Source organism: Ruegeria sp., assembly GCF_040830605.1.
In the GTDB taxonomy this organism is placed as follows: domain Bacteria; phylum Pseudomonadota; class Alphaproteobacteria; order Rhodobacterales; family Rhodobacteraceae; genus Ruegeria.
This window is the reverse complement of the sequence record NZ_JBFOMD010000009.1, coordinates 188,793-214,648: the sequence shown is the minus strand read 5'-3', so window position 1 is coordinate 214,648 and position 25,856 is coordinate 188,793. Positions and strand designations below refer to the sequence as shown.

The 25,856-nt window shown below is 61.7% G+C and carries 23 protein-coding genes; 11 read left to right on the top strand and 12 right to left on the bottom strand.

The features are described from left to right. Positions 1–103 precede the first annotated feature (103 nt). Positions 104–613, top strand: coding sequence for a CarD family transcriptional regulator (locus AB3N21_RS14945; RefSeq protein WP_171174497.1), 510 nt, complete (start codon positions 104–106; stop codon positions 611–613). A gap of 64 nt (positions 614–677) precedes the next feature. On the opposite strand, the gene cobS is transcribed toward AB3N21_RS14945, so the two are convergent. Then, complete coding sequence (gene cobS / locus AB3N21_RS14940) at positions 678–1,442, bottom strand: adenosylcobinamide-GDP ribazoletransferase (protein ID WP_367935960.1); 765 nt, start codon at positions 1,440–1,442, stop codon at positions 678–680. Positions 1,443–1,521: 79 nt separating this feature from the next. On the opposite strand from cobS, the gene cobT reads away from it, so the two are divergent. Further along, positions 1,522–2,535: a nicotinate-nucleotide--dimethylbenzimidazole phosphoribosyltransferase gene (gene cobT / locus AB3N21_RS14935; RefSeq protein ID WP_367935959.1), complete on the top strand. Its 1,014-nt coding sequence runs from the start codon at positions 1,522–1,524 to the stop codon at positions 2,533–2,535. A gap of 50 nt (positions 2,536–2,585) precedes the next feature. On the opposite strand, the gene AB3N21_RS14930 is transcribed toward cobT, so the two are convergent. After that, positions 2,586–4,463 (bottom strand): monovalent cation:proton antiporter-2 (CPA2) family protein, encoded by a 1,878-nt coding sequence (locus AB3N21_RS14930; RefSeq protein ID WP_367935958.1) that lies wholly within the window; start codon positions 4,461–4,463, stop codon positions 2,586–2,588. An 18-nt stretch (positions 4,464–4,481) separates the two neighbouring features. After that, positions 4,482–4,937 carry an Lrp/AsnC family transcriptional regulator gene (locus tag AB3N21_RS14925; protein ID WP_367935957.1) on the bottom strand — a complete coding sequence of 152 codons (456 nt, stop codon included), beginning with the start codon at positions 4,935–4,937 and terminating at the stop codon, positions 4,482–4,484. Between the two features lie 147 nt (positions 4,938–5,084). On the opposite strand from AB3N21_RS14925, the gene hppD reads away from it, so the two are divergent. Next, positions 5,085–6,185, top strand: coding sequence for a 4-hydroxyphenylpyruvate dioxygenase (hppD, locus tag AB3N21_RS14920; protein ID WP_367935956.1), 1,101 nt, complete (start codon positions 5,085–5,087; stop codon positions 6,183–6,185). A 141-nt stretch (positions 6,186–6,326) separates the two neighbouring features. Here the strand turns inward: hppD and AB3N21_RS14915 are convergent, their stop codons facing one another. Both AB3N21_RS14915 and AB3N21_RS14910 read right to left on the bottom strand, forming a co-directional pair. Continuing rightward, positions 6,327–6,695, bottom strand: coding sequence for a hypothetical protein (locus AB3N21_RS14915; protein WP_367935955.1), 369 nt, complete (start codon positions 6,693–6,695; stop codon positions 6,327–6,329). Positions 6,696–6,885: 190 nt separating this feature from the next. Further along, positions 6,886–9,063: a hypothetical protein gene (locus AB3N21_RS14910; RefSeq protein ID WP_367935954.1), complete on the bottom strand. Its 2,178-nt coding sequence runs from the start codon at positions 9,061–9,063 to the stop codon at positions 6,886–6,888. Between the two features lie 163 nt (positions 9,064–9,226). Between AB3N21_RS14910 and AB3N21_RS14905 the strand changes: the two genes are divergently transcribed. Both AB3N21_RS14905 and AB3N21_RS14900 read left to right on the top strand, forming a co-directional pair. Next, the gene (locus AB3N21_RS14905) at positions 9,227–9,925 is read left to right on the top strand and encodes an SIMPL domain-containing protein (protein WP_367935953.1); all 699 of its coding nucleotides are present in this window, start codon (positions 9,227–9,229) and stop codon (positions 9,923–9,925) included. 220 nt (positions 9,926–10,145) lie between these two features. Continuing rightward, entirely contained in the window at positions 10,146–11,336 is a 1,191-nt protein-coding gene (locus AB3N21_RS14900) for an adenylate/guanylate cyclase domain-containing protein (protein WP_367935952.1), read from the top strand. A gap of 438 nt (positions 11,337–11,774) precedes the next feature. On the opposite strand, the gene AB3N21_RS14895 is transcribed toward AB3N21_RS14900, so the two are convergent. From AB3N21_RS14895 to AB3N21_RS14870, 6 genes are all read right to left on the bottom strand, one after another. Continuing rightward, positions 11,775–13,067 carry an O-acetylhomoserine aminocarboxypropyltransferase/cysteine synthase family protein gene (locus tag AB3N21_RS14895; protein WP_367935951.1) on the bottom strand — a complete coding sequence of 431 codons (1,293 nt, stop codon included), beginning with the start codon at positions 13,065–13,067 and terminating at the stop codon, positions 11,775–11,777. Positions 13,068–13,433: 366 nt separating this feature from the next. Next, entirely contained in the window at positions 13,434–14,438 is a 1,005-nt protein-coding gene (locus tag AB3N21_RS14890) for a hypothetical protein (protein ID WP_367935950.1), read from the bottom strand. A gap of 128 nt (positions 14,439–14,566) precedes the next feature. Next, positions 14,567–15,826, bottom strand: a complete 1,260-nt coding sequence (locus AB3N21_RS14885; protein WP_367935949.1) for a TRAP transporter large permease — start codon at positions 15,824–15,826, stop codon at positions 14,567–14,569. Next, a complete protein-coding gene (locus AB3N21_RS14880; protein ID WP_367935948.1) occupies positions 15,823–16,365 on the bottom strand; it encodes a TRAP transporter small permease in 543 nt (180 codons plus the stop codon). Before AB3N21_RS14880 ends, AB3N21_RS14885 begins: the two co-directional genes overlap by 4 nt. A gap of 67 nt (positions 16,366–16,432) precedes the next feature. Beyond that, positions 16,433–17,416 (bottom strand): TRAP transporter substrate-binding protein, encoded by a 984-nt coding sequence (locus AB3N21_RS14875; RefSeq protein WP_367935947.1) that lies wholly within the window; start codon positions 17,414–17,416, stop codon positions 16,433–16,435. Positions 17,417–17,465: 49 nt separating this feature from the next. After that, on the bottom strand, positions 17,466–18,008 hold the full coding sequence (locus tag AB3N21_RS14870; RefSeq protein ID WP_367935946.1) for a 3-hydroxyanthranilate 3,4-dioxygenase: 543 nt from the start codon (positions 18,006–18,008) through the stop codon (positions 17,466–17,468). Positions 18,009–18,222: 214 nt separating this feature from the next. Here AB3N21_RS14870 and AB3N21_RS14865 point away from each other — a divergent pair, with 214 nt between their 5' ends. The 4 genes from AB3N21_RS14865 (at position 18,223) to AB3N21_RS14850 (ending at position 22,262) form a co-directional block, all read left to right on the top strand. Beyond that, positions 18,223–18,855 (top strand): cupin domain-containing protein, encoded by a 633-nt coding sequence (locus AB3N21_RS14865; protein WP_367935945.1) that lies wholly within the window; start codon positions 18,223–18,225, stop codon positions 18,853–18,855. A gap of 158 nt (positions 18,856–19,013) precedes the next feature. Next, a complete protein-coding gene (locus AB3N21_RS14860) occupies positions 19,014–20,348 on the top strand; it encodes an NAD(P)-dependent oxidoreductase (protein WP_367935944.1) in 1,335 nt (444 codons plus the stop codon). Positions 20,349–20,418: 70 nt separating this feature from the next. Next, positions 20,419–21,723 carry an NAD-dependent dihydropyrimidine dehydrogenase subunit PreA gene (preA, locus tag AB3N21_RS14855; RefSeq protein ID WP_367935943.1) on the top strand — a complete coding sequence of 435 codons (1,305 nt, stop codon included), beginning with the start codon at positions 20,419–20,421 and terminating at the stop codon, positions 21,721–21,723. 272 nt (positions 21,724–21,995) lie between these two features. Then, on the top strand, positions 21,996–22,262 hold the full coding sequence (locus AB3N21_RS14850) for a hypothetical protein (RefSeq protein WP_367935942.1): 267 nt from the start codon (positions 21,996–21,998) through the stop codon (positions 22,260–22,262). Between the two features lie 17 nt (positions 22,263–22,279). Here AB3N21_RS14850 and AB3N21_RS14845 read toward each other — a convergent pair whose 3' ends face one another. After that, the gene (locus tag AB3N21_RS14845; protein WP_367935941.1) at positions 22,280–22,900 is read right to left on the bottom strand and encodes a TetR family transcriptional regulator C-terminal domain-containing protein; all 621 of its coding nucleotides are present in this window, start codon (positions 22,898–22,900) and stop codon (positions 22,280–22,282) included. A 169-nt stretch (positions 22,901–23,069) separates the two neighbouring features. On the opposite strand from AB3N21_RS14845, the gene AB3N21_RS14840 reads away from it, so the two are divergent. Both AB3N21_RS14840 and hydA read left to right on the top strand, forming a co-directional pair. After that, on the top strand, positions 23,070–24,320 hold the full coding sequence (locus AB3N21_RS14840; RefSeq protein ID WP_367935940.1) for a Zn-dependent hydrolase: 1,251 nt from the start codon (positions 23,070–23,072) through the stop codon (positions 24,318–24,320). A gap of 80 nt (positions 24,321–24,400) precedes the next feature. Next, positions 24,401–25,855, top strand: a complete 1,455-nt coding sequence (gene hydA / locus AB3N21_RS14835) for a dihydropyrimidinase (protein ID WP_367935939.1) — start codon at positions 24,401–24,403, stop codon at positions 25,853–25,855. The last annotated feature ends 1 nt before the right edge of the window (position 25,856 follow it).

Below are 25,856 nucleotides of genomic sequence, written 5' to 3'. Positions count from 1 at the left end.
GGGTTCTGATGTTATGACAACCACGCTGCCTGTCGGGGCCTTATTCGCCCCGCTTGTGGCTTTTTGTCGCCCGTTTACCGGTCTGCAGACAAGGAAAGACTGAATGACCAAGTCGAAAAAGCTCGAATTCCGCCCGAACGACTATGTGGTCTATCCGGCGCATGGCGTTGGCCAGATCATCTCGATCGAAGAGCAGGAAGTCGCGGGATATGCGCTCGAGCTGTTCGTGATTTCCTTCGAGAAGGACAAGATGACGCTTCGGGTGCCGACCAACAAAGCCACCGAATCCGGACTACGCTCGCTCAGCTCGCCGGACGTCATCAGCCAGGCGATGAAGACGCTCAAGGGCAAGGCCAAGGTCAAGCGTGCCATGTGGTCCCGCCGGGCGCAGGAATACGAACAAAAGATCAACTCGGGCGATCTGATCTCGATCGCCGAGGTGGTCCGCGACCTGCACCGCACCGACGACCAGCGCGAGCAGAGCTACTCCGAGCGTCAGCTGTATGAAGCGGCGCTGGAACGCCTGACCCGCGAAGTGGCCGCCGTGTCGGGCGGGGATGAGATTTCCGCGGCCAAGCAGGTGGACGACGTCCTGACCTCGCGCGCCGCGTAAGAGACAGGGATTTCTTAAGGGAGGGCCGCTCCTCGACGGGGCGGCCTTTTTGCTTGGGCAGGTGCTAAAGTTGAATCAAAATCGTCAGCAGAAACGCGATCTCGCCCAACTGCTGTGCCGCGCCCAGAATGTCGCCGGTCTGGCCGCCGATCTTTGCTTTGGCGACCGCCGCCAGCACAGCCACGGCGAGACCGGCCATCAGAGCCGGAATCAGCACCGCCACGCCCGACATTGCCAGTCCAAGACCCAGTGCCAGGACCATCCCAGCGGCGCAGGCGGTGGGGGACGGGGCGCCGACCTCGTGGCTCAGGCCCGATCCGCGCGCATTGGGCAGGACGGTCATCAGAACCGGCATCAGCGCGCGGGACCAGAGGGCTGCGGCCAGAACAGACCACAGCGCCCCCGCTGCGATCAGCGCCGCAAGTGCTGAGAACCGCAAGAGCTGCGCCAGGATCAGCGCCAGCACACCGTAGGTGCCGATGTGGCTGTCTTTCATGATTTCCAGTCGCCGCTCGGGCGTGAAACCGCCCCAGAGCCCGTCCACCGTGTCGGCCAGCCCATCCTCGTGCATCGCACCCGTGGTGACGATCAGAGCCGTCAGCACCAGCCCGGCACTAGCCGCAGGCGGCAGATGCACCGCCATGCCAGCCCAGCCGATCAGACAGGCCAACAGCCCCACCGCCAGGCCGGCGAGTGGAAAGGCCCAGGCGGCGGCGGCTTGCCGTTCGAACACGCGCTCAGGCAGGCGCGGCAGCGGCAGCCGCGTCAGCAGCACCAGCGCCAGCGGAATATCCCAGGCCGAGAACAATCGCGTGTCGTTTTTGGTCACTCCCAGGCCTTTCAGGGTGTTGTGGCTTTCGGTGCAATGGTTAAACACGCAGGAACACTCTGATGCAACGAGGCTTTCCATGCTGCCCGAACTCACCGACCTGACCACGTTCCGCGATCTTCTGACGGGCGCATCCGGGCCTGACACCGCCGCCGCGCGAGGTGCCGAGGAGCGGAACGGGCAACTGACCAAGCCGCCGGGCGCGCTGGGGCGGCTTGAGGATCTGGCGATCTGGTACGCCGGCTGGCGAGGCGATGCGCGACCCGCAATCAACGCGCCGCAGGTGATCGTGTTTGCGGGCAATCACGGGGTGACGGCGCAGGGCGTATCGGCCTTTCCGCCGGAAGTGACCGAGCAGATGGTGCTGAACTTCCAGCATGGCGGCGCTGCAATCAACCAGTTGGCCAAGGCGGCGGGCGCCAAGATGGATGTGCACGCGCTGGAGCTGGACCGACCCACAGCAGACTTCACGACAAACCCGGCGATGAGTGAAGAGGACCTGCTCGCCGCGCTGCGCACCGGTTGGAGCGCTGTCGATCCGCAGTCGGACCTGCTGGTCGTGGGCGAGATGGGCATCGGCAATACCACTCCGGCGGCGGCCATCGCCTGCGCGCTGTTCGGCGGTGAGGCGGACGATTGGACCGGGCGGGGCACCGGCGTCGATGATGCGGGGCTGGCCAACAAGACCAGGGTCGTGGCCGAGGGCGTGGCACGGCATGGCGGCAGTGGCGACGGTCTGGAAATCCTGCGCCGTCTCGGCGGGCGTGAGCTTGCGGCCATGGCCGGAGCGATTGCCGCTGCCCGGGTGCTGCGCATTCCAGTCATTCTCGACGGGTTCATCTGTTCGGCAGCGGCAGCCTGTCTGGCAGCGACCACCGAGGGTGCGTTGGATCACGCTGTGGCAGGTCATCAGAGCGCTGAGGGCGCCCATGCCGCAATGCTGGCAAAACTGGGTAAGCAGCCACTTCTGTCGCTGGGCCTACGGCTCGGCGAGGGCTCGGGCGGGGCGCTGGCGATTAACATCTTCAAAAGCGCAGTGGCTTGCCATTCCGGTATGGCGACCTTTGCCGAAGCGGGCGTGTCAGACGGGTAACCCAGCGGTAAATGTGCACAAAGTAGCCCCGGTTCGCTACCGGGGCTTTTTCATGCGGATTGTTTCGCGTGCTCTTCGGCAAGCTCCAAAAGGGCCGTTTCCAGATCCCGCTCCATCTGACGCGCGCGCTCGATGTATTTCTTGTTCTCTGCTGTTGGCATGCCAGGTATCCACAGATCGGCCAATTCACGCAGCGAGCCCCGGTCATGGTGATAAAAGGTCTGCTCGGCCTGCGCGGCCTCGTATTCGCTCAGACCGATATTCTCCAGCACGTAGCGCCCGGCGCGCAGCGATCCGTCGAACATCTCACGCACGATGTCGTTGGCACCCGCCTGATAGAGCTCATAAACATGGGTTCGGTCGCGGGCGCGGGCGATGATGTGTAGGTCTGGACGGGCACGGCGGGCATAAGACACCAGCCGCGTGACCTGTTTGTGGTCGTCCATTGCGGCTACCAGCACCTCGGCTTTTTCCAGCCCAGCGGCCTTGAGCAACTCAGGCCGGGTCGGATCGCCCAGAAAGCCCTTGACCCCGAACCGGCGCATCAACTGGATGGTTTCGATGTCGTGATCCAGAACGATGGTCTTGAACCCGCTGGCGCGCACCAGCCGGTTGACGATCTGCCCGAAACGCCCGATCCCAGCGATGATCACGGGGCCTTTCTCGTCAATCTCGTCGGGTGCCACCTGCTGCCGGTGCTCGCGCATGTTGCGCGACAGGATATCGTAGATGATGAACAGAAGCGGTGTGATCAGCATGGTCAGCGCGATGATCATCAAGAGCTTCTGCGCCAGCCCCGGCGGGATCACGTTCTGCTGGGTTGAGAATGCCAGCAACACAAACCCGAACTCGCCCGCCTGCGCCAGCCCCAGCGTGAACAGCCACCGGTCGCGGCCCTTCAATTTGAAGGCGCGGCCCACAACGTACAGGATGACCCCCTTGGCAAAGATCACCAGTAAGGCCAGCCCGATCAGGTCCAGCGGGTCGGCGAAGAAAAAACCGAGGTCGATGCCTGCACCGACGGTGATGAAGAACAGCCCCAGCAACAGGCCCTTGAACGGCTCAAGGTCGCTTTCCAGTTCATGCCGGAATTCCGAGCTGGCCAGAACCACGCCCGCCAGAAAGGCGCCCAAAGCGGGGGAGAGGCCCACCAGCGTCATCAGAAACGAGATGCCCACGACGATCATCAGCGCCAGTGCGGTATACATTTCGCGCAGACGGGTCGTATGGATGTAGCGGAACAGGGGCCGCGTCAGGTAGATGCCCGCCAGCACCACGAAGACCACTGCACCGATGGTGACCAGTGTCACTGCCCAGCCAGGCAACCCTTCGACCAGCGACAGCGTGTGGTGGTGCGCATCTCCGCCTTCGCCGCCACGGCTGATTGACCCGTCCTCGCGGATACGCAGAACCGCGTCCGAGGCCAGCAGCGGCAGGAAAGCGAGGATCGGGATCACCGCGATGTCCTGCGTCAGCAGCACCGAGAAGGTCGCGCGCCCGCCGTTTGTCTGCATCAGGCCTTTTTCGGACAGTGTCTGTAGCACGATGGCGGTCGAGGAAAGTGACAGGGTCAAGCCCACGGCCAGCGCGACGCTCAGAGGCTGGCCCGCGAACATCGCCACTGCGGTGATCACCAGTGTCGATATCATCACCTGCAGGCCGCCCAAGCCTAACAGCTTGTCCCGCATGTCCCAGAGCGCCTTGGGCTCAAGCTCGAGCCCGATCAGGAACAGCATCATGACCACGCCGAACTCGGCCACATGTTGCAGGCTTTCGGTTTCCGCCCCAACCAGGCCCAGAATCGGCCCGATGAAGATGCCGGCGGCCAGATAGCCCAGCACCGATCCCAGACCCAGCCGTGCAGATAACGGCACGGCGATCACGGCTGCCGCCAAATAGATCGAGGCTTGGTAGAGGAAGCTTTCCATTTTCGTCCTTTCGCCGGGTCAGGTGGGCAGCGGCGCGTCGCGCTTGAGTTGATCCATCACGATCTGGCTTTGTACACGGGCAACCGCAGGATGCGGCAGGATCACCTCGTGAAGCAAGCGGTTGAGGGCGGGCAGATCAATGCAATACACATGTAGGAGGTAATCCGCCTCTCCGGTCATGGTCCATGCGCTGGTAATCTCCGGTCGGGTGTCAACCATGCGGGCAAAACTGGCGGATTGGTCGGGCCCGTGGGTGCCCAGATGCACCTGCACAAAGCCCTGCACATGCAGCCCCAATTTCAGCGGATCGAGCCGCGCGGCATAGCTGGTAATATAGCCGTCGCTTTCCAACCGCTGCCGTCGTCGCCCGGCCTGACTGGGCGACAGGTTCAGTAACTCACCCAACTGATGCGCGGTCAGATGCGCGTTCTTTTGCAGCGCGGCCAGAAGGCGGGTGTCGATGGCATCCAGCATGTGCGGGAAATCCTCGATATCATGTCACTTGATGCGGCATCTCCGCATGTAACCGGATGTTACCTGAAAACAATGCGCAGAAACAGCGCGAACTAAGGCGTATTCTTGAGTCAGCTAAACAGACACTCTCGCCACAGGAGACGCGCCATGGGTCCGTTCCCGCACAACGCCCCGAAATCCGTAATCAGCAACGAAAACCCCGCCGGCACCGACGGGTTCGAATTCGTCGAATTCGCCCACCCCGAGCCGCAGGAACTGCGCGACCTCTTCGAACGTATGGGGTACGAACTGGTTGCCCGCCACAAGGACAAGCCCGCCATCGAACTGTGGCAGCAGGGCGACGTGACTTACATCCTGAATGCCGACCCCGACAGCTTTGCCGCCAAGTTTGTGGCCGAACACGGCCCCTGCGCCCCCGCAATGGGCTGGCGCGTGGTGGATGCGAAACAGGCCTATGAGCACGCCGTGTCGAAAGGCGCCGAGCCCTATGATGCGTCCGACAAGACCATGGATGTGCCCGCGATCAAGGGTATCGGCGGCTCGCTGATCTACTTCATCGACCAGTATTACGAAACCTCGCCCTACAACGCAGAATTCGAGTGGCACAAGCAATCCAAGCCGCGCGGCGACGGGTTCTATTACCTCGATCACCTGACCCACAATGTCTACAAGGGCAACATGGACAAGTGGTTCAGGTTCTATGGCGATCTGTTCAACTTCAAGGAAATCCGTTTCTTCGACATTCAGGGCAAATTCACTGGCCTCTACAGCCGCGCGCTGACCTCGCCCTGTGGTCGCATCCGCATCCCGATCAACGAGGACCGCGGCGAGACCGGGCAGATCGTGTCATACCTGAAGAAGTACAAGGGCGAGGGCATCCAGCATATCGCTGTGGGCACCGACGACATTTACGACTCGACCGATGCGATTGCAGCGAAGGGTCTGAAATTCATGCCGGGTCCGAACGAGACATATTACGACATGTCCTATGACCGTGTGCAGGGCCATAACGAGCCCAAGGACCGGATGATGAAGCACGGCATCCTGATCGACGGCGAGGGGGTCGTGGATGGCGGGGAGACCAAAATCCTGCTTCAGATTTTCTCGAAAACCGTGATCGGGCCGATCTTCTTCGAGTTCATCCAGCGCAAGGGCGATGACGGGTTTGGTGAGGGCAACTTCAAGGCGCTTTTTGAATCCATCGAGCGCGAGCAGATCGAGAGCGGTGAGATCACAGCAGCCGAGTGACGGTATACGGGAGGCCGGGGCAGTGTATTCCTGCGCCGGAAACGGAGAACGCCTCGGCTGTCGGCCGGGGCGTTTTCTTTCTTAGGTGCAGCGGTGAGGAACTATGACGGTCATGCAGATGAAGCGAGTGCCCTAACGTGCTTACCAGAATGCTCTTGGAATCTTTCTTTGTTCTGGAAGTGCGAGCACCTGCCGGCTGTCTTCCCAGATTATTCTTTCTGGGTCTTTAAGTTTGATTTCTCGAATCTCGCATCCCGCTAGCGTGATTGCCGCAGCAAGTTCGCGCGCTCGCATGACTACGCTTCCCGCTTCACGGTTGTAGAAACGCGCATCCTCTCTGAACCAGAACAAGGATTTCCTTACGTTTGGGGTTCGAGCTTTGCCTTTTAGGCGCGGATACATCAGCCCATCGCCACCGTCCGCAGTGAACCAATAAAAAGCTTCTTCCTGTGCCCGCTGGACACTTCCGCGTTGCCAAGAGAAATCTATTTCGTCTCTTGCCGCGAACATACCGAGTTCCGCGTCGGCGCTGGGATGGGGACGTTTGCAAACAAATCTAACGAACATATCTTCGTCGATTTCTATTGTATGAACACTCGCTAATCAACGGAATAGAAATGGGTTTTATCCGATAGATCAAAATACTAGTCGCATTTTTCAGCCGCCTCAGAAAAAGCGCCGTATGCTATTTCAACTGAGCTCAGCCGCTCGGCATCTTCAAGGTCAGGTTGCGCTTGCCCTTCTGATAGCGCAGTTCGCTGTCACCGATGGCCACCACCCGGCCACCATCCACCCGGTCGCCCACCTTGACCTTCTTGTAGCGTCCGCTGGGCAGCCGGATCAGTGCCCGGCGATTGGCGGGCGTCCCATAGACCCCGATCAGATTGATACGCCGCAGGTTGATGGCGTTGTCCAGCGTGGCCTGCCGTGCCACGGATGCCGATGACGGCGCCTTGGGCTTTACCGCCCGGGGCGCGAAGGTGCCGCTTTCGTCGGACGATGAACCACCGCTCAAGCCAGCTGTTGAGCCCAGGTTCCGATTGTTCGCCGCCGCTGCGGCGGCCACTGCCACAGTCAGATTGGCAGGTCGCCGCTTCGGCTTGGGAGAGACCAGCACAGCCGGGGTCGAAGCCGCGGCAGCCACTTGCCGGGACTGCGCCGAGGCCGGGCGCAGTTTCGGTCTGACCGACGCCAGTTCCTCAAGCGACCGGCCACCCAGCCGCAGCCGCTCATTCTGTTCCACCAGTGTTTCAGGCCGCGTACGCGGCCGCAGCTCTTCCAACCGGTCCTGCGCGACATCCACCTCGGGCTCGGTCTCGAACCGGACCGGCACTGGTGGTGGCACGACACTTGGGCGCCCGAGATACACCATGACCCCATCCGGGTTGAGCGTGCCCTCGGGTGTGGGTTCCACCAGCCCTTGCGCGTCCAATGCGTATTCAGCTCCGGCTACGCCGGGCACGGCGACCCGATCAATGGGCTGGTCAGTGTCGAATTCCTGGGCCAGGGGCAAGGCCAGCGCATCTTGTGACAGGTCGGTGCGGTCGATGGATGCGACATAGACATCGTCCACCGGTATGATCGTCGGGGCCTCGGGCGTTTGCGGGGCGTCACTGGCAATGCCCGTCGCCGCATACAGCGCCTCTTCCTGTTCGGGGTCGAAATCCAGCTGCTCCACCGGCTGTGGTGCGACATTCAACGCGTCCAGCACGGCATTGTCGGTGTCGCTCAGGCCGGGTAGGGCGGCGACATCCTGCTGTGTGTCCGGTTCGCTGAGGGCGGGCGTGGGTTCGGCAGTGTCTTCCAATGCGATGTCGGAACCGACCGGTTCTTCGACGTCCGACGGGCCCAATGCGGCCCAGCCAACCACCGCCAGAACGGTAACAAACGACGCCGCCAAGGCCGGATAACGGTACTTGCTGCGGTGAGACAGCTGACCCCGGGCACCGAAGATCGTGAGCCGCTCGGCCTCGTCGCGCGGATCGACACCGGGGATCGTGGGGGCCGCAAATACCGGAGCCTTCGAAGGCTCTGCAATCGGACGGATCTCTGCGGTAGGGGGCGCAGGGTCATCGGTACTGCTTTCAGCAAAGTCGACAGCCTTCTCCGCGCGCAGCGGTGCGGTGGTCGGGGCCTCAGTTTCGGCAATGGGCTCCGGAGTAATTGGCGGTGCAGGGGACTCGTCCAGAGACGGGCGACGGCAGGATGAGAAACCGGGCATCGGCGCGTCATCGGCCTGCTCTTCGATCTCTTCGGTTTCGGTGTCGCTGACCTCTTCGGTCTGTTCCTCGTCCGAAACCTCCTCCTCAGAGATCTGCTCATCTTCCGGCAACTCTACGTCGCCAATCACGACAATCGCGATGCCGTCGGGTTCAACGGCGTCAGCGCCGGTCAGCTGCGCAGCGGCGGGAGAGGGGCCAAAGAACGGCTCACCCGGAAACTCCTCGGGTTCGGGAATGGCGACGTAACTGACCGGCTCGAACCCGTATTGCACCGCAAATCCTGTGGCCTCGATCAGCGTCATGCGCGTCACCGCCGCAACATAGGTGCGCGAGCCTTCATCGACGGTGTCAAAGACCAGCTTGTCCAGCTCATAAGGCGTTGCGGTTGCCACCTCAGCCTCGATCAGAAACTGCCGTTCGTCCTCGGGCTGGTCGCCGGTTTCGACGCTCAGATAGCGGATCTGGTCGTTCGGGATGATCACCTTGCAGCGTAGATCATCCGCCAGTTCCAGCGCGCGTTCGCGCAACTGATGCATGGCTTCGTTCAGGTCAGCAGTATCCACGGGAACATTGCCGACGCTGCGCCAGCCGCCTTCGGCCCGGTGCAGCAGCGAAATACCCTCGATTGACAATGACAGCGCAAAGCCGGGTTTCATGGTCTGAAAAACCGCATAGACAAGTTCTTACGCAGACCCCGAAGGGCCCGCGCGCCGAGATTAAAGCAGGTTCCCGCCGAGGGAAAGAAAAACACTCATTCTCCCCTTGCCCGGCAAAGCCCCGCGCACCCATCTTGAAGGGGTAGCAATGGGAGGAAGCGGTTTGAAGACATTTACTTTTCTGGCGGCGGCCCTGCTGGCAGCCGCGGCAAGCCTGGCCCACGCCGAAGAGCGCCGGATCACGGTCAATGGCACCGGTACGGTCGAAGCCGTGCCCGACATGGCAACAATCACACTGGGCGTGACCAACGAGAACGCCGAGGCAGTACAGGCGATGCAGGCAACCTCGGAGGCGGTGACGCAGATCCTGGCCCGGCTGGAAGAAATGGGAATTGAACCCCGCGACGTCCAAACCCGCGACCTGTCTTTGTCGCCAGTGTGGACCGGCCGGCGCGGGCTGGAAGGCGAGGTGCCGAGAATCACCGGTTTTGTCGCATCCAACCGTGTGTTCGTGCGGGTGCGGGACCTGGACGCGCTGGGAAGTGTTCTGGACGCGGTGATACGGGACGGCGCCAATGATTTCGGCGGTCTGAGCTTTGGAGTGCAGAACCCGGACCCGCTATCGGCCGAGGCGCGTACCAAAGCCGTGGAGAACGCAATGGAAAAAGCCCGGCAATTGGCCGAGGCCGGCGGTGTGCCGCTGGGACAGGTGATCTCGATCAGCGATCACGGCGGCGGCGGACGGCCGATGATGCGGATGGCCGAGATGTCGATGGCGGATGCCGGGGGTGTGCCCGTGGCCGCCGGAGAGGTGACGGTCGAGGCGTCGGTTTCGATGGTTTTTGCCATTGGGGATAACTAACTGCCGAACTTGGGGAAGGAGCTGGAGAAGCTCCTTTTTCATTGGCGATGACTGGACGTCACTAGGGCGTCTGTGAGTTCTTGAATGCAATATTTGTCAACATGTTGCAATGTGAAGTTCATGCGAAACCTCCCCGCCGGGTGTGGCTTCAGGGAAGTGCTTTAAGTCGGCGTCAGTCAGCGTGCTGGCCCGATAAGGTCAGAGGACCTAGAATGGCTTCATGAAACTCACCGCACAGGCCTTTGACAACTTGCCGTCAGATCGGCTCAAGCCCGCATTCGATCTCATCCACTACATGCTGGGCGAGGCTTTGCAGGCCGAGGATGCCGATGACGTCTTGACCGAGATGTCCGGACGTATTTGCCGGGCGGGCGTTCCGTTGGCGCGGGCGACATCCATTGTCCCGCTTTTGCATGCCGAGGCGGTCGCCAGTGCCCGGTTCTGGGAGGTCGAAAGCGGCGCGCGCAGCTACCTGTTCCCCTACACCAAGGAAAGCGGGGAGGAATACACACGCTCACCGGCGGCCGTCGTGCACGAAACCGGAGAATGGGTCACGCTGTGGTTGCCGGACACCCCTGATGAGACCTATGACATCGTGACCGAGCTCAAACAGGCCGGTCACACCCACTACATCATGGCGCCGGTTTTCATGAAAAGCGGGATGGCGGGCACGTTCAGCTTCGCCACGCGGTCACCAGATGGATTTTCGCCCGCCGACATCGCCTTTCTCCGCACAGTGTTTCCGGCCTTGGCCGCGTGTCAGGACATTCTGGCCACCACCCGCGCGATGCGCGAGGTTATGCGGATGTATGTCGGGGCCGAGCCGCAGCAACGCATCCTGTCCGGCGATGTGCACCGGGGCGAGGTCATGCATATCCGCTCGGCCATCCTGTTTGCCGATATGCGCCGGTTCACCGAACTGACCTCGGAAATGAGCGCCGAGCAGGCGACGCAACTGCTTAACGCTTATTACGACTGCATCGTACCGCCTATCGAAGATGCCGGGGGTGAAGTGCTGAAATTCATGGGCGACGGTGTTCTGGCGATTTTCCGGGCGGAAGGCGAGGGCAAGCAGACTTGCATCCGTGCCATGGAGGCCGCGCGCGAGGGGCTGGCACGGGTAAACGCAGCCGACACGTCCCCGCGCTTTGACGTGGGTGTCGCCCTGCACTTTGGCGAGGTGGCTTACGGGAATGTCGGGTCGGGGTTGCGGCTCGATTACACAGTGATCGGGCGGGACGTGAATCTGGCAGCCCGGGTGGCGAGCTTGTGCGGTAACCTCAGCGAACCCCTGTTGGTTTCAAACGATTTTCAACGACAGGCGGGCATACCGGCCCGGTCGGTCGGGACGCACACCCTAAAAGGGCTAAAAACCCCGCAGGAGGTATTTGCCGTGCGCAGCGACGGCTGACCGGTGTCGAGCGACGGTCCCGCTTCGATGGGCTGGTTTGAATTGACGACAGGTTGTCACTCGTCTGCCTGCAATCCCAAGGCGATGCCGTGGAGTTGTTTCGGACAAAAGAGTTTTGGCCTGCCTGATCCCCTCTGTGCAGGTTCTGCCCAGCGTCGTTTCGCAACCGAGGTCCCTCCAACACGCAAACAAGAAGCCACGCCGGGAAACTCAATGTTGCCGGGCGGCTCATTGCGCCGGCGAGCATATGCGTGAAGTCTATATTGCGCACAGGATTAGGCTTGGCGCCAATAAATCACATCCCGCTGCCGATCCGTGCCGCCGGGTACCAGCTCTTGGGGAGTGAAATGGCAGGTCGCTGCAAGCAAAAGAAAATCCCGCATGGCGCTTCGAGCCATGCGGGAACACTGTCTTGGCAATCTCTTTATGCCTTTGTGGTCAGGCGCACGCTTTGGCGAGGGCTTGATCCAAATCGGCAATCAGGTCGTCTGCATCCTCGATCCCGATCGACACCCGTACCACGTTCGGGCTGGCGCCCGCTGCTTCCTGCTGTTCCGGCGTCAGCTGCCGATGGGTGGTTGAGGCCGAGTGGATGATCAGGGAACGCGCATCGCCCAGATTGGCGACGTGGCTGAAGATTTCCAAAGCATTCACCAGTTTCACGCAGGCCTCATATCCGCCCTTGACCGCAAAGGTGAAGAGCGCGCCTGCGCCTTTGGGATAATGCTGTTTCACCCTTTCTTGATAGGGCGACGAAGGCAGCCCGGCATAGGTCACATACTCGACCCGATCATCGGTTTCGAGCCAGGCGGCGATCTTTTCCGCGTTTTCCACATGGCGCTGCATGCGCAGGGACAGGGTCTCGATCCCCAACAGGGTATAATGCGCCGCCTGCGGGTTCATGGTCATGCCCAGATCGCGAAGACCAACGGCGATGCCGTGGAAGGTAAAGGCCAGCGGGCCAAAGGTCTCGTGGAATTTCAGACCGTGATAGGCTGGTTCCGGTGTGCTAAGCGAGGGGAACTTGTCGCTGGCCGACCAGTCGAACTTGCCTGAATCGACGATGCAGCCGCCGGTGACCGTGCCATTGCCTGTCAGGTATTTGGTGGTCGAATGCACCACCAGCGTTGCGCCCTGTTCGATGGGACGACACAGATAGGGGGTGGCCGAGGTGTTGTCGACAATCACCGGAATGCCCGCCGCGTCGGCGATGTCAGCCAACGCCCGGATATCGGTGACATAGCCGCCTGGGTTGGCGATGGATTCGCAGAACACTGCGCGGGTGTTGTCGTCGATGGCGGCCTTCACCGCGTCCAGATCGTCGGTATCGACGAATTTGGCCGACCAGCCAAAGCGTTTGATCGTCTGGCTGAACTGGGTCACCGTACCGCCATAGAGCCGGGTCGAGGCCACCACGTTGCAGCCCGGCCCCATCAACGGGAACAGCGCCATGATCTGAGCCGCGTGACCAGACGAGCAGCAGACCGCGCCAACGCCACCTTCCAGCGTTGCGACGCGCTCTTGCAGAACCGCCACGGTCGGGTTGGTCAGGCGCGAATAGATATAGCCCACCTCTTGCAGGTTGAAGAGTGCGGCGGCGTGATCGGCATCGCGGAACACATAGGCTGTGGTCTGGTAGATCGGCGTCTGCCGCGCGCCGGTCGCCGGGTCGGGGCGGGCGCCTGCGTGAATCTGCAGCGTATCAAAGCCATAAGTGGGGCCGTTGGACATGTTCAAAGTCTCCCTCGCGAATATTGATTGCCGCAATGTGTAGGGCATCCCTTGGCCCCGCACAACGGAGCCTTGTTGACCACGTTGGATTTGATCGTAAGCGCGCCGTGTTCGCCCCACTTATTTAGGCCCGGAATCCAGGCACGTAGTGCCGCCGGGCCGCGCCCTCCCTCCCGCATGGGAGGGCGCATTGGCGATGCCCCGCGCCATTCATTCGTCGTCCGGGGCTTTTGAGATAAACCGCTGACCACGCCCCGAACGAGCGCCCACCCGAGGGAGGGCGCGGCCCTCCGTTGGGGCTAAATGCAAAGACTGTAATCGGGACAATCCGGATCGAAGAATTTGATGCCCGGCAATCTCGCGCCTCTAACGCAGCCAGAGCCCCGCGGATTTGATGCGGTTGCGGATCGCTTGTTCCTTGCGTGGCAGGTTGTCCTGATCGAACAGCGCCCGGACCTTTTCGCCCTTGTTCTGAAAAATCAGCTTCTTCATTGGTTCGTAGTTCTTCAGAACTTTCTTGAACTTGTTGGGCGCGGCAACGGTTTCCAGAACGTCGATCACGTGGTCGCTCTCGCGCGCATAAAGCAGCGGAAACAGGCGGTAGTGACAACTGATCGAACCGTCCAGAAGGCCGGAGGGCAAAGCGTCCCGGCCACCACCGAAGGAGTGGATGACCAGCGGCAATGCCACCTGGTCGAGCCATGGATCAAGGCTCTGCCCGGCCAGTTCCGGGATATCCTCCCACCGGATGGTCTTGGCGTAGTCCAGATATCTTTGGCCGAAGACGCGCGGGCAGCGATAGTAGAAGTATCCGGCGTTGAAATAGAGATAGCGGCGCCAGTAGCCTTCGGGCTGGCTCAGGTCCAGCGAGCTTTCGAAATCCAGTCCGAACCGGTCATAGAGCGCCTTCCAGATCCCGTCATGTCCGGGGCCATAGAGCGTCGGGTTCGGCCATGTCCCCTCGCATCTGAGCGACGCGCTCGGGCGGTCGAAATCGAACGGAACCGATGCCAGATCACCGGTGATCAGCGTGTCGGTGTCGAAAAAGACGAACGGCTCACCTTCGGGCAGTGCCGCAAGCGCTTCGATCTTGTTGCCATAGGGAAAGGCTTCGCCGAAAACCCGGTTTTCGAACGGAAGAACTTCGGCGTCCAACTGCTTGAGTGCCTTCAGGACATCTGCATTTCTGATGCTCGGATCATTCCGCCACTTGGGTCCGGGCTGCGGTGTTGCTACGAACAGGCGACCTTGGAAATCTGGGGACGTGTGACGCAGGGAGGCGGCAAACAGCACCGCCTCGTATTGCAAGCGATTGTTTTGTCCGATGATGACGATGTTGAAGGATGAGTTCGGCGCCCGATTGCGTGCCATTCTTTGTTCCAGCCGCCTGTCTGTTTTTCATAGCAAGTGTTGCGTTGGCGGGCACTATACGAGGTCGGCTGACGTGCAAAAAGCCCCGAAATTGCCCGGCTTGGCGCTTGGGCGACCGGCGCTCGACCTTAAATCAGCGCGGTGCTGAGGATCGGGAAATAGCTGAGCAAGATCAGCACCCCGGCGACCGCCAGAAGAAATGGCCAGAGGGCGGTGAAGATCGTGAAGGGCCGTACCCCGGACATGGCCGAGGCGATGTAAAGGCCTACACCCACCGGTGGCGTAAGCAGCCCCAGCACGAGGTTCAGGCTGATGACGACGCCGAACTGGAACGGATTGATGCCATAGGTGTTCACCGCAATCGGCAGCAGGATCGGCGTGACCAGGATTAGAGCCGCGATGCCGTCGATCAGCATGCCGACAAACAGCAGGCAGGCATTCACGATCAGTAGGAAGGTGAACGGGTCCGATGTTACTGTCGAGATGAACGCGGCCAGCTTTTGCGGCAGTTCCTCATAGACCACCACCCAGCCGAACACATTGGCGGCGGCGATCATGAAGATCACCAATGAGGAGTTGGTCGCCGTGCGCACAAACAGCCGCCCCAGATCACGCGGGTCGATCTCGCGATAGATCAGCCAGCCCACGGCAAAGGCGATCAGCGAGGCGACAGCGGCGGACTCGGTGGGGGTAGCGATGCCAAAGAGGATGCCTCCGACGATGGCAAGCGGGATCAGAAAGGCGGGCAGGGCGTCGCGTAGGGCGCGCGCGGCTTGCGTCAGCGTCATCCATTCGCCTGCGGGGAAATCCTGCGCCAGCCCGATCAGCGCCACGACGACAAAGAAGGCCGCCGCCATGATCAGGCCGGGAATGATGCCAGCGATGAACAGATCTCCGATCGGGAGTTGTGCCAGCACACCATATATCACGAACAGCATCGAGGGCGGGATGACCGGGGCCAGCAACCCTCCGGCGGCAGTGGTGGCTGCGGAAAAGCCGGGGTCGTAGCCCTCCTTTGTCATCGCCGGGACCATCGCGCGGGACATTACCGCGATCTGGCTGGCGGCCGAGCCGATGATGGCGGCCATGAACATGTTGGCGAGCAGATTGATGTAGGCGAGTCCGCCCCGAAACCCGCCGACGAACACCCGTGCAGCGCGTACCAGCCGCTGGGTCATACCGCCCTCGTTCATCAACTCTCCGGTCAGGATGAACAGCGGGATGGCGAGCAGGCCGTAATTCTCGACGCCTGAGAAGATCTGCTGCGCATAGCTGTCGTAGAGTACCAGATTGCCGCTGTCATAGATGTACCAGAGCGCGGTCAGCGCCAGCACGAAGGCAATCGGGACCGAGGCGAAGAGCAGGATCAGGAACAGGATCGGGGTCATTCGGCGGCCTCCACCTGCGCGGCCCTGCCGGGGTGGAACAGGTTTGCCGTCGCATGCAGCAGGGCACCCAGCGTGAAGAGCGGCATGACCAGCCAGATCCACACTTTCCTGATGCCGATGGTGTTGGTTGGCTCGGCATAGATGAAGTTGAAGGTCTGCCCCTGAAACGCCTTCACGTCCCACCCGGCCTGCATCAGTTGCCATGGCATGAACCAGCGCAGGCAGATCCAGACCATCAGGCAGGCGAAGACAAAGAGTACCAGATCGACAAAGCGCGTCAGCCAGCGGCGCGCGTGATCGGGCAGCACCTCGTTGATCAGCGTGACCGAAATGGCCGAGCGATAATGGATCGCAGCCGAGGCCGCCAGGAAACTCATCCAGACCATGGCATAGATCGCCGCCTCATCGACCCAGTAGATCGCATTGCCTGCCGCGCGGGTGACCACGTTCAATAGGATCAGCCCGGTGATCGAGGCTGCAAGCGCCGCCGCCAGAAAGATCTCAACCCGTGCCCAGAAGTGGGATGCCCTGTGGAGCATGTACCTGCCTATTCCTACACAAATCGGGCCGGAGCGTGCCCGGCCCGTTCCGCATCATTTCAGTAGCTTACTTGGTGTCCTCGGCGGCCTTGCGCAGATCGGGCAGGGACGGGGCCTTGGCGGTCCAGGTTTCCTCCCACTGGCCGATGGCATCGCCAAAGAAACTGGAATCGACCTCCTTGAAGGTCTTGCCGACCTTGGTCAGCGAATCCGTCCATTCCGGTTCCTTGGCGATATAGACGTCCAGCGTGCTGTCCACATGCTTGGCCATCAGTTCCGAGATCATCGCCTTGTCTTCATCGCTGAGGCCCGCATAGACCCGTGCCGAGATCAGGCCCACCATCGGGAACATCATGTGGTTCGAGATCAAGATCGTGTCCGCGTGCTCGTGGTATTTCAGCACGTTGATCAGTTCCACATCCATGTCGATGGCGTCCACCTGCCCGTTGGCCAGCGCGTCATAAACGGCGGGCAGGGGCATCGGCGTCGGCGCGGCACCCAGAGCGTTGTAGAAATCGAGGATCGGGTCGAACGGCGTGATCCGCAGCTTCAGCCCCTTGAGGTCATCGGCCGAGTTCACCTCGCCCCGGCTCAGGATCTGGCGCATCCCTGCTGAGCCATAGCCGACGCCAACCACTCCGGCCTCCTGCGGCAGCACGTCCAGCATCCCCTTCGCGGTGTCCGAGCGCAGGATCGCGGCGGCGTGGTCGATATTCGCGGCCAGATAAGGCGCATAGAAGGCGCCCATGTTGGGCACGCGGTTCGACACTTCGGCCACCGTCATGAACGCCATGTCCAGTGCGCCGGTCTGCAGCTGCTGCAGCATCTGCGCCTCATTGCCCAACTGCCGCGCCGGAAACACCGTCACGCTATGCGCGCCGCCCGATGTTTCGGCCAGTTCGGCGCCAAACGCCTCGGCAGCTTTGGTCCAGGTATGCGGCGGCGGGGTGATGAGGCCGAGGCGGAATTCCTTGGCGGCGGCGGGCAGTGCGGCCAGTACAAGCGCCGCGCAGGCGGCCCCTTGGGCCAGCCCCTTGAAGCTGAAAGTCATGTCTCTCTCCCTGATAGAATCATTGTTTTTCCGCGAGTTTAAGCGCGGATCAGAGTTTCACCCAACCCTCCGGTGGCTCTTTTCCGGGATGGACCTCACCACAATCGGGGCAGGTGCGGGCGGCTTCGTCGGCGTAGAAACCGTCATAAACAGGCGGCAGATCGCGGACGATGCTCTCCAGGATCAGCTCGGCCCGATGCACGCGCGTGCCGCAGTTGAAGCAGTACCACTCGATGGCGTCGTGCGCGCCCTCAGGACGCTTGGGTTCGATCACCAGCCCGATCGAACCCTCCTGCGGGCGCTGCGGTGAGTGGCGCACATGCGGCGGCAGCAGAAAGATATCGCCTTCGCGGATCGGCACATCGTAGAACTCGCCACCCTCATAGAGCTTGAGCACCATGTCACCCTTGAGCTGATAAAAGAACTCCTCGACCGGATCGTCATGGTAATCGGTGCGCTTGTTGGGGCCGCCCACCACGGTAACCATCAGATCTGCGTTCTCCCATACCTGTTGGTTGCCCACGGGTGGTTTCAGCAGATGCTTGTGCTCGTCGATCCATTTCTGGAAATTGAAGGCGCTCAGCCGTGCCATCGGTCTTTCTCCCTTGATCTCCCTGTCAAAGACAGGTTCGCGCCGGGATCGGTGTAGCGACAAGATGTTTGTCCGAAATCTGCTATTGGATATCTCGATACCTGCGCATCCTGTGATAACCTGGATCAGCATCCCAGCCACGATTTTGTGATTGCATTTGCAATCGCGCGCCGCCCGGCCACTTATCGACACCAAGCAGGTCAGGAGAAAGCCGATGAGGATCAACGCCGACTTCACCCAGCGCGCTGCCGTGCATTTTAACGAGGCCGACTGGGTCGCGTCCCCCTCTGCTGGGGTCGAGCGTAAGATGCTGGACCGGATCGGAGAGGAGGTGGCCCGGGCCACCACCATCGTTCGGTTCGCCCCCGGCAGCGCCTTTGCCGCCCATACCCATGATGGCGGTGAGGAGTTTCTGGTGCTCGACGGCGTGTTTCAGGACGAAAGTGGCGATTTCCCCAAGGGCAGCTATGTGCGCAACCCGCCGACCACCTCGCACACGCCCTCGGCGCAGGAGGGGGCGACCATCCTGGTCAAGCTGCACCAGTTCGACCCGGCGGACCGGACCGAGGTGCGCCGCTCGATCAACGCTGGCGGTGACGTGGCCCTGTTCCGCGACGCGCATGAAGATGTGCGCATCGAAACCTGGGCGCCGGGTGAGGCCGTTGAACACGACGCTTCTGCCGGGATCGAGGTCTTCGTGATTGAGGGCGGCTTTGCCGAGGCGGACGAGGAGTTCGGCACCTGGGACTGGCTGCGCCTGCCGCCGGGATCGACCTTCAACGGGGTCGCGGGCGGCGCGGGTGCGCGGGTCTGGATCAAGTCCGGGCACCTTTCGGGCATGGTGTGACGCCCGGAATCTCAGCAAAATATTGCAAAAAAACGCGGGGAAACCGGGTCAAACGGCCCGGTTTTTACTTTTTTGACCCCTCGATAAATTTTACCAATTGATAAAAAATTCAGATGTGGCACTCTGGTGGGCAGAAAACATAGCTCAGGGAGAGAGTGATGGCACACGGCCAGACGGCCCCCGGTATCGTGTCCGGGCGGCTATCCAGCGACGAGATTGCCCAGAACTTCAGCGACCTGCATCCGGCCTATGAACCGCATGAGGCGGCGGTGGCGGCGGATCGCTGTTATTTCTGTTACGACGCGCCATGCCAGGTGGCATGTCCCACCGACATCGACATCCCGATGTTCATCCGCCAGATCCAGGCGGGCAATCCCGAAGGGGCGGCGCAGACGATCCTGAACCAGAACATTCTGGGCGGCATGTGTGCCCGGGTCTGTCCGACCGAGACGCTGTGCGAAGAGGCCTGCGTGCGTGAAACCGCTGAGGGCAAGCCGGTCGAGATCGGGCGGCTGCAGCGCTATGCCACCGATACCGTGATGGCGGCGGGCATTCACCCGTTCGAACGGGCGGCGCCCACGGGCAAGAGTGTGGCCGTGGTCGGCGCCGGTCCGGCGGGTCTGGCCTGTGCCCACCGGCTGGCGATGCTGGGTCATGACGTGGTGATCCACGAGGCGCGCGGCAAATCCGGCGGCCTCAACGAATTCGGCATCGCCGCCTACAAGACCACCGAAAACTTCGCCGAGGCCGAGGTGGATTGGCTGCTCAAGATCGGCGGTATCACTATTGAGACCAGCTCTGCCTTGGGGCAGGGGATCACACTGGAGGGGCTGCGCGACAGCCATGATGCGGTATTCCTCTCCATCGGTCTGACCGGGGTCAACGCCCTGCGCGCGGCAGGCGAGGATAAGGATGGCGTCCGTGACGCGGTTGAGTTCATTGCCGAGCTGCGGCAGGCCGGGGATCTGTCGGCCCTGCCGGTGGGCCGCAACGTGGTGGTGATCGGCGGCGGCATGACGGCGGTGGACGCGGCGGTGCAGTCGAAACTGCTGGGCGCCGAGAATGTCACCATCGCCTATCGCCGCGACCGCGACGCCATGGGTGCCAGCCGGTTTGAACAGGATCTGGCCACCTCGAAGGGCGTCAAGATCATGTTCAACGTCCAGCCCGTGGCGGTGCATGGCAACGGGGCAGCAGCCGAGATCGAATTGGAGTATACTTTCGGCACAGGCGGTGACCTGACCGGCACCGGCGAGACTGTGCGCCTGCCCGCCGATCAGGTGTTCAAAGCCATCGGCCAGACGCTGGAAGGCGCGCCTGACGGCCTGGCGCTCGACGGGCGCAAGATTGCGGTGACCGGGCCGGGGCGTACCTCGGTCGAAGGCGTCTGGGCCGGGGGCGACTGTGCCGCGGGGGGCGACGACCTGACCGTGACCGCGGTGGCCGAAGGCCGTGACGCCGCCATGGACATTCACGCCAGCCTGTCCGCGTGACGGCAGGCGGACCGACGTGAGTATTTGGGAAAAGATGAAGATGCGGAACCGCATCAGGGAGGCCGGATAAATGGCTGATTTGACGACTGACTTTCTGGGCATCTCCAGCCCCAACCCGTTCTGGCTGGCATCCGCGCCGCCGACGGACAAGGAATACAATGTGCGCCGCGCCTTCGAGGCCGGATGGGGCGGTGTCGTTTGGAAAACGCTGGGGGCCGAAGGCCCGCCGGTGGTGAACGTGAACGGCCCGCGCTATGGCGCCATCTACGGTGCCGACCGGCGGCTGCTGGGGCTCAACAATATCGAGCTGATCACCGACCGCCCGCTTGAGACGAACCTTGAGGAGATGGCGCGGGTCAAGGCGGACTATCCCGACCGGGCGCTGATCGCCTCGATCATGGTGCCCTGTGAAGAAGCCGCGTGGAAAGCGATCCTCCCGCGGGTGGCCGAAACCGGAGCCGACGGGATCGAGCTCAATTTCGGCTGCCCGCATGGGATGAGCGAGCGGGGCATGGGATCGGCCGTGGGGCAGGTGCCGGAATATATCGAAATGGTCACCCGCTGGTGCAAGCAATATTACGACCGGCCCGTGATCGTGAAGCTGACGCCGAACATCACCGATATCCGCAAACCTGCGGTTGCGGCCAAGAATGGCGGTGCGGATGCGGTATCGCTGATCAACACGATCAACTCGATCACCAGCGTCAATCTCGACACCATGAGCCCCGAGCCCTCGATCGATGGCAAGGGCAGCCATGGCGGCTATTGTGGTCCGGCGGTCAAGCCCATCGCGATGTCGATGGTCTCTGAGATTGCCCGCAACTCCGAGACGCATGGCCTGCCGATCTCGGGCATCGGCGGCATCACCACCTGGCGCGACGCGGCGGAGTTCATCAGCCTCGGCTGCGGCAATGTGCAGGTCTGCACGGCGGCGATGACCTACGGTTTCCGTATCGTCGAAGAGATGAAGACCGGGCTCAGCCAGTGGATGGACGAGAAGGGATACCGCACCATCAACGACTTCGTTGGCCGCGCGGTACCCAATGTCACTGACTGGCAGTTCCTGAACCTGAACTACATCGCCAAGGCGAAGATCGATCAGGATCAGTGCATCAAATGCGGCCGTTGCTATGCGGCATGCGAGGATACCTCGCACCAGGCGATCTCGATCTCGGATGACCGCACTTTCGAGGTGATCGACGAGGAATGCGTGGCCTGCAATCTCTGTGTCGATGTCTGCCCGGTGGAGGGCTGTATCTCGATGGTCGAAATGCAGCCGGGTGAGGTAGATCCGCGTACCGGCGCGGTGGTCGAGGCCGAATATGCCAACTGGACCACGCATCCCAACAATCCGATGGCAAAGGCGGCAGAGTAGGGGATACCGGTATCCTGCACTAACTGGTTCGGCGCTAGAATGCCGCTGACGGACAGGATCAAAGGAGAATGTCACGTCAGCGCCGCCGCCGGGCCGGAACAAGGGCGGCAACAAGGTTTCGAGACTGGATCGGGACAGGTCCAAAAAAGAATGTAGCCCTGTCCAAGGCAAAGCAGCGCGACGCGCTTGCCGCCAAGAGTTTTGTGCAGCACTAGAAACAGGTCCGGAAGGATCTGGACGATATCCAGAAGCTGATACGCTCGATCGACGAGATGATGGAGAAGCTGAAGGAGGATCGCCAACTGGACCAGCGCTTCATGGTCCAGGTCACCAAGAAGGTGAAAGCGCTTCAGGATTTCGACAAGTTCATCAAGGTCTCGGCGCAGGAGCATATGGCCGGGGTGCAGCAGCCCAGGATGTACACCGCTATCGTCAAGGAAGCGGGGAAAGTGCCTAAGATCAGCACGGTCAAGAGGATGGGCGGCTTCACCATCTTGCTGGCGATTGCGATTGTCATTCTCAAGGTATCCTGGTGTTGAAACCGGCGAAATAGCTGTCACCCCTGAGGGGTCAGCAGCCGGGTAAAGAGCTGGTCCAGATAGGCGCTGGCGCCGGGATAAGGATCGGGTTCGGCATCCCCCAGAACGGCCCGAATCTGGACGTCGAAATCGGCGTAATGTTGGGTCAGAGACCAGATCGAGAAGATCAAGTGATAGGGGTTCACCTCGGCGATATGCCCTTCGGCGATCCAGCGGCGGATCAGTTGGGCGGTCTCATCCACCAGCGATTTGAGATCTGCGGACAGCACCGCGTGGATATGCGGTGCGCCGCGAATGATCTCATTGGCGAATAGACGGCTTTCGCGCGGATAATCCCGGCTCATCTCCAGTTTGCGGCGGATATAACTCAGCAGTTCCTGCAAAGGGTTGCCATTCGGGTCGATGGCCCGTAGCGGATCGAGCCAGGTGTCCAGCAGCCTCTCGAGCAGGGCGGCATAGATGGCATCCTTGCTGCGGTAGTAGTAAAGCAGATTGGGCTTGCTCAACCCGGCCTCGGTCGCGATCTGATCGACGGTGGCGCCGCGGAATCCGTGGGTGGAAAACACGTTCAGCGCCGCCTCAAGGATGGCGGCGCGGTTCTTTTTCTGGATTCGGGTCGGCGCGCGGTCCTCAGGCATCTGGGCTTCGTGTCTCTCTTTCCGCCAAACGCGCGCAGATTGGCACAAATCTCCCGCTGCGCGATGCAATTTCTTGACTGATGTCAGACCCGTGATAGCGTGAGTTTGACCAGATGGTCAAATCACGACACCAAAAGCGAGCCAAATCGCAAGCGACAGGGGGAGAGACATGGCAGCGCCGGCGCAGAATCTCAGGATCAATGGCGAGCGGCTGTGGGACAGCCTGATGGAGATGGCCAAGATCGGCCCCGGCGTGGCGGGCGGCAACAACCGTCAGACCCTGACCGACGAGGATGGCGAGGGCCGCGCGTTGTTTCAGAGCTGGTGCGAGGCGGCGGGCTGCTCGATGGGGCTCGACCAGATGGGCAACATGTTCGCGCGGCGCGAGGGCACGGATCCAGATGCGCTGCCGGTCTATGTGGGCTCACACTTGGATACGCAGCCGACGGGCGGCAAGTATGACGGCGTGCTGGGCGTGCTTGGTGGACTGGAAATCATCCGCACCCTGAACGACATGGGGATCAAGACCAAACACCCCATTGTGGCGACCAACTTCACCAATGAGGAAGGCACCCGCTATGCCCCCGCGATGCTGTCCTCGGGTGTGTTCGCGGGCATTCACACGCAGGACTGGGCGTATGACCGCGAGGATGCCGAGGGCAAGAAATTCGGCGACGAGCTGAAACGCATCGGCTGGCGCGGTGAAGAGGAAACCGGCGCCCGCCAGATGCATGCGTTCTTTGAGCTACATATCGAACAGGGTCCGATTCTCGAAGCCGAGGGCAAGGATATCGGCGTCGTCACCCACGGGCAGGGGTTGAGCTGGACGCAGGTGACGATCACTGGCAAGGACGCCCATACCGGCTCCACCCCGATGCCGATGCGGCGCAACGCGGGGCTCGGCATGGCGCGGGTGTTGGAGAAGGTGGATGAGATTGCGCTGTCTCATGCGCCGCATGCGGTGGGGGCGGCGGGCCATATCGACGTCCATCCCAACTCGCGCAACGTGATCCCGGGCAAGGTGGTGTTCACGGTCGATTTCCGCTCGCCCGAGCTGAGCGTGATCGAGGATATGGAGGCTCGGCTGCGCATCGAAGGCCAGAAAATCGCGGATGCGATGGGGCTGGAGATCGAATTCGAAAAGGTCGGCGGCTTCGATCCGGTCAAGTTCGACGACGGTTGCGTGGCGGCGGTGCGCGGCGCGGCCGAGCGGCTGGGTTATTCGCATCTGGATATCATTTCCGGCGCCGGTCACGACGCCTGCTGGATCAACCGGGTGGCGCCGACGGCGATGGTGATGTGCCCCTGCGTGGACGGGCTGAGCCATAACGAGGCCGAGGAAATCAGCCGGGAATGGGCCGCTGCCGGGGCGGATGTGCTGTTCCATGCTGTGGTCGAGACGGCGGAGATCGTGGAATAACCCGGGGCTCCGCCCCGGACCCAGGAGTGTTTGAGAAAAGATGAAGAAAGGCGCGTGTGCGTCCGCAGGGAGATGAGAACATGACTACAGTCATCAAGAACGGAACCATCGTCACTGCCGATCTGACCTACAAGGCGGATGTGCTGATCGAGAACGGCGTGATCGCTCAGATCGGGCCAAGCCTGTCGGGGGACGAGCAGTTGGATGCCACAGGCTGCTACGTGATGCCCGGCGGGATCGATCCGCATACGCATCTTGAGATGCCGTTCATGGGCACCTACAGTTCGGACGATTTCGAATCCGGCACCCGCGCTGGGCTGGCGGGCGGCACCACGATGGTGGTGGATTTCGCGCTGCCCAATCCGGGCGAGAGCCTGCTGGATGCGCTCAAGCGCTGGGACAACAAGTCGACGCGCGCAAATTGCGACTACTCCTTCCACATGGCGGTGACCTGGTGGGGCGAGCAGGTGTTCGACGACATGAAGACCGTGATCGAACAGCGCGGCATCAACACCTTCAAGCATTTCATGGCCTACAAGGGCGCGCTGATGGTGAATGATGACGAGATGTACGCCTCGTTCCAGCGTCTGGCCGAACTGGGCGGCATCGCATTGGTGCACGCGGAAAACGGCGACGTGGTGGCGGAGCTCAGCGCCAAACTGTTGGCCCAGGGCAATAACGGTCCCGAGGCGCACGCCTATTCCCGTCCGCCGCAGGTCGAGGGCGAAGCCACCAACCGCGCCATCATGATCGCCGACATGGCGGGGGTGCCGCTTTATGTCGTGCACACCTCCTGCGAGGACAGCCACGAGGCGATCCGCCGGGCGAGGATGCAGGGCAAGCGGGTCTGGGGCGAGCCGCTGATCCAGCATTTGACCCTGGACGAAAGCGAGTATTTCAACCCCGATTGGGACCATGCCGCGCGCCGGGTGATGTCGCCTCCGTTCCGCAACAAGCAGCATCAGGACAGCCTGTGGGCGGGGCTACAATCCGGGTCCCTGTCTGTCGTGGCCACCGACCATTGTGCCTTCACCACCGAGCAGAAACGCTATGGCGTAGGCGATTTCACCAAGATCCCGAATGGGACCGGAGGGCTTGAGGACCGGATGCCGATGCTCTGGACCCATGGCGTGGCCACCGGACGTCTGACGCCGAACGAGTTCGTGGCCGTGACCTCGACCAATATCGCCAAGATCCTGAACTGCTATCCCAAGAAGGGTGCGGTGCTGGTCGGAGCGGATGCAGACCTGGTGGTGTGGGATCCGGAGAAAACCAAGACCATTCAGGCCTCTACGCAGCAATCCTCAATCGACTACAACGTGTTTGAGGGCCATGACGTCAAGGGTCTGCCACGCTTTACCCTGACCCGTGGACACGTCGCTGTGCATGACGGCGAAATCCGTACTCAGGAAGGCCACGGCAAATTCGTTGCGCGCGAGGCGAATGCTACGGTGAACAAGGCGCTGAGCACATGGAAGGAACTGACCGCACCGCGCCCGGTGGAGCGGAGCGGTATTCCGGCGACGGGGGTTTGAA

Coding starts and splice junctions, on each gene's coding strand:
- AB3N21_RS14880 (WP_367935948.1), bottom strand. CDS start 16,365: ATGCTCCACAGGGCATCCCACTTCTGGGCACGGGTTGAGATCTTTCTG.
- AB3N21_RS14930 (WP_367935958.1), bottom strand. CDS start 4,463: ATGGAAAGCTTCCTCTACCAAGCCTCGATCTATTTGGCGGCAGCCGTG.
- preA (WP_367935943.1), top strand. CDS start 20,419: ATGGCTGATTTGACGACTGACTTTCTGGGCATCTCCAGCCCCAACCCG.
- AB3N21_RS14915 (WP_367935955.1), bottom strand. CDS start 6,695: ATGTTCGCGGCAAGAGACGAAATAGATTTCTCTTGGCAACGCGGAAGT.
- hydA (WP_367935939.1), top strand. CDS start 24,401: ATGACTACAGTCATCAAGAACGGAACCATCGTCACTGCCGATCTGACC.
- AB3N21_RS14845 (WP_367935941.1), bottom strand. CDS start 22,900: ATGCCTGAGGACCGCGCGCCGACCCGAATCCAGAAAAAGAACCGCGCC.
- AB3N21_RS14860 (WP_367935944.1), top strand. CDS start 19,014: ATGGCACACGGCCAGACGGCCCCCGGTATCGTGTCCGGGCGGCTATCC.
- AB3N21_RS14895 (WP_367935951.1), bottom strand. CDS start 13,067: ATGTCCAACGGCCCCACTTATGGCTTTGATACGCTGCAGATTCACGCA.
- AB3N21_RS14910 (WP_367935954.1), bottom strand. CDS start 9,063: ATGAAACCCGGCTTTGCGCTGTCATTGTCAATCGAGGGTATTTCGCTG.
- AB3N21_RS14900 (WP_367935952.1), top strand. CDS start 10,146: ATGAAACTCACCGCACAGGCCTTTGACAACTTGCCGTCAGATCGGCTC.
- hppD (WP_367935956.1), top strand. CDS start 5,085: ATGGGTCCGTTCCCGCACAACGCCCCGAAATCCGTAATCAGCAACGAA.
- AB3N21_RS14840 (WP_367935940.1), top strand. CDS start 23,070: ATGGCAGCGCCGGCGCAGAATCTCAGGATCAATGGCGAGCGGCTGTGG.
- cobT (WP_367935959.1), top strand. CDS start 1,522: ATGCTGCCCGAACTCACCGACCTGACCACGTTCCGCGATCTTCTGACG.
- AB3N21_RS14875 (WP_367935947.1), bottom strand. CDS start 17,416: ATGACTTTCAGCTTCAAGGGGCTGGCCCAAGGGGCCGCCTGCGCGGCG.
- AB3N21_RS14890 (WP_367935950.1), bottom strand. CDS start 14,438: ATGGCACGCAATCGGGCGCCGAACTCATCCTTCAACATCGTCATCATC.
- AB3N21_RS14925 (WP_367935957.1), bottom strand. CDS start 4,937: ATGCTGGATGCCATCGACACCCGCCTTCTGGCCGCGCTGCAAAAGAAC.
- AB3N21_RS14850 (WP_367935942.1), top strand. CDS start 21,996: ATGATGGAGAAGCTGAAGGAGGATCGCCAACTGGACCAGCGCTTCATG.
- AB3N21_RS14870 (WP_367935946.1), bottom strand. CDS start 18,008: ATGGCACGGCTGAGCGCCTTCAATTTCCAGAAATGGATCGACGAGCAC.
- AB3N21_RS14945 (WP_171174497.1), top strand. CDS start 104: ATGACCAAGTCGAAAAAGCTCGAATTCCGCCCGAACGACTATGTGGTC.
- AB3N21_RS14885 (WP_367935949.1), bottom strand. CDS start 15,826: ATGACCCCGATCCTGTTCCTGATCCTGCTCTTCGCCTCGGTCCCGATT.
- AB3N21_RS14865 (WP_367935945.1), top strand. CDS start 18,223: ATGAGGATCAACGCCGACTTCACCCAGCGCGCTGCCGTGCATTTTAAC.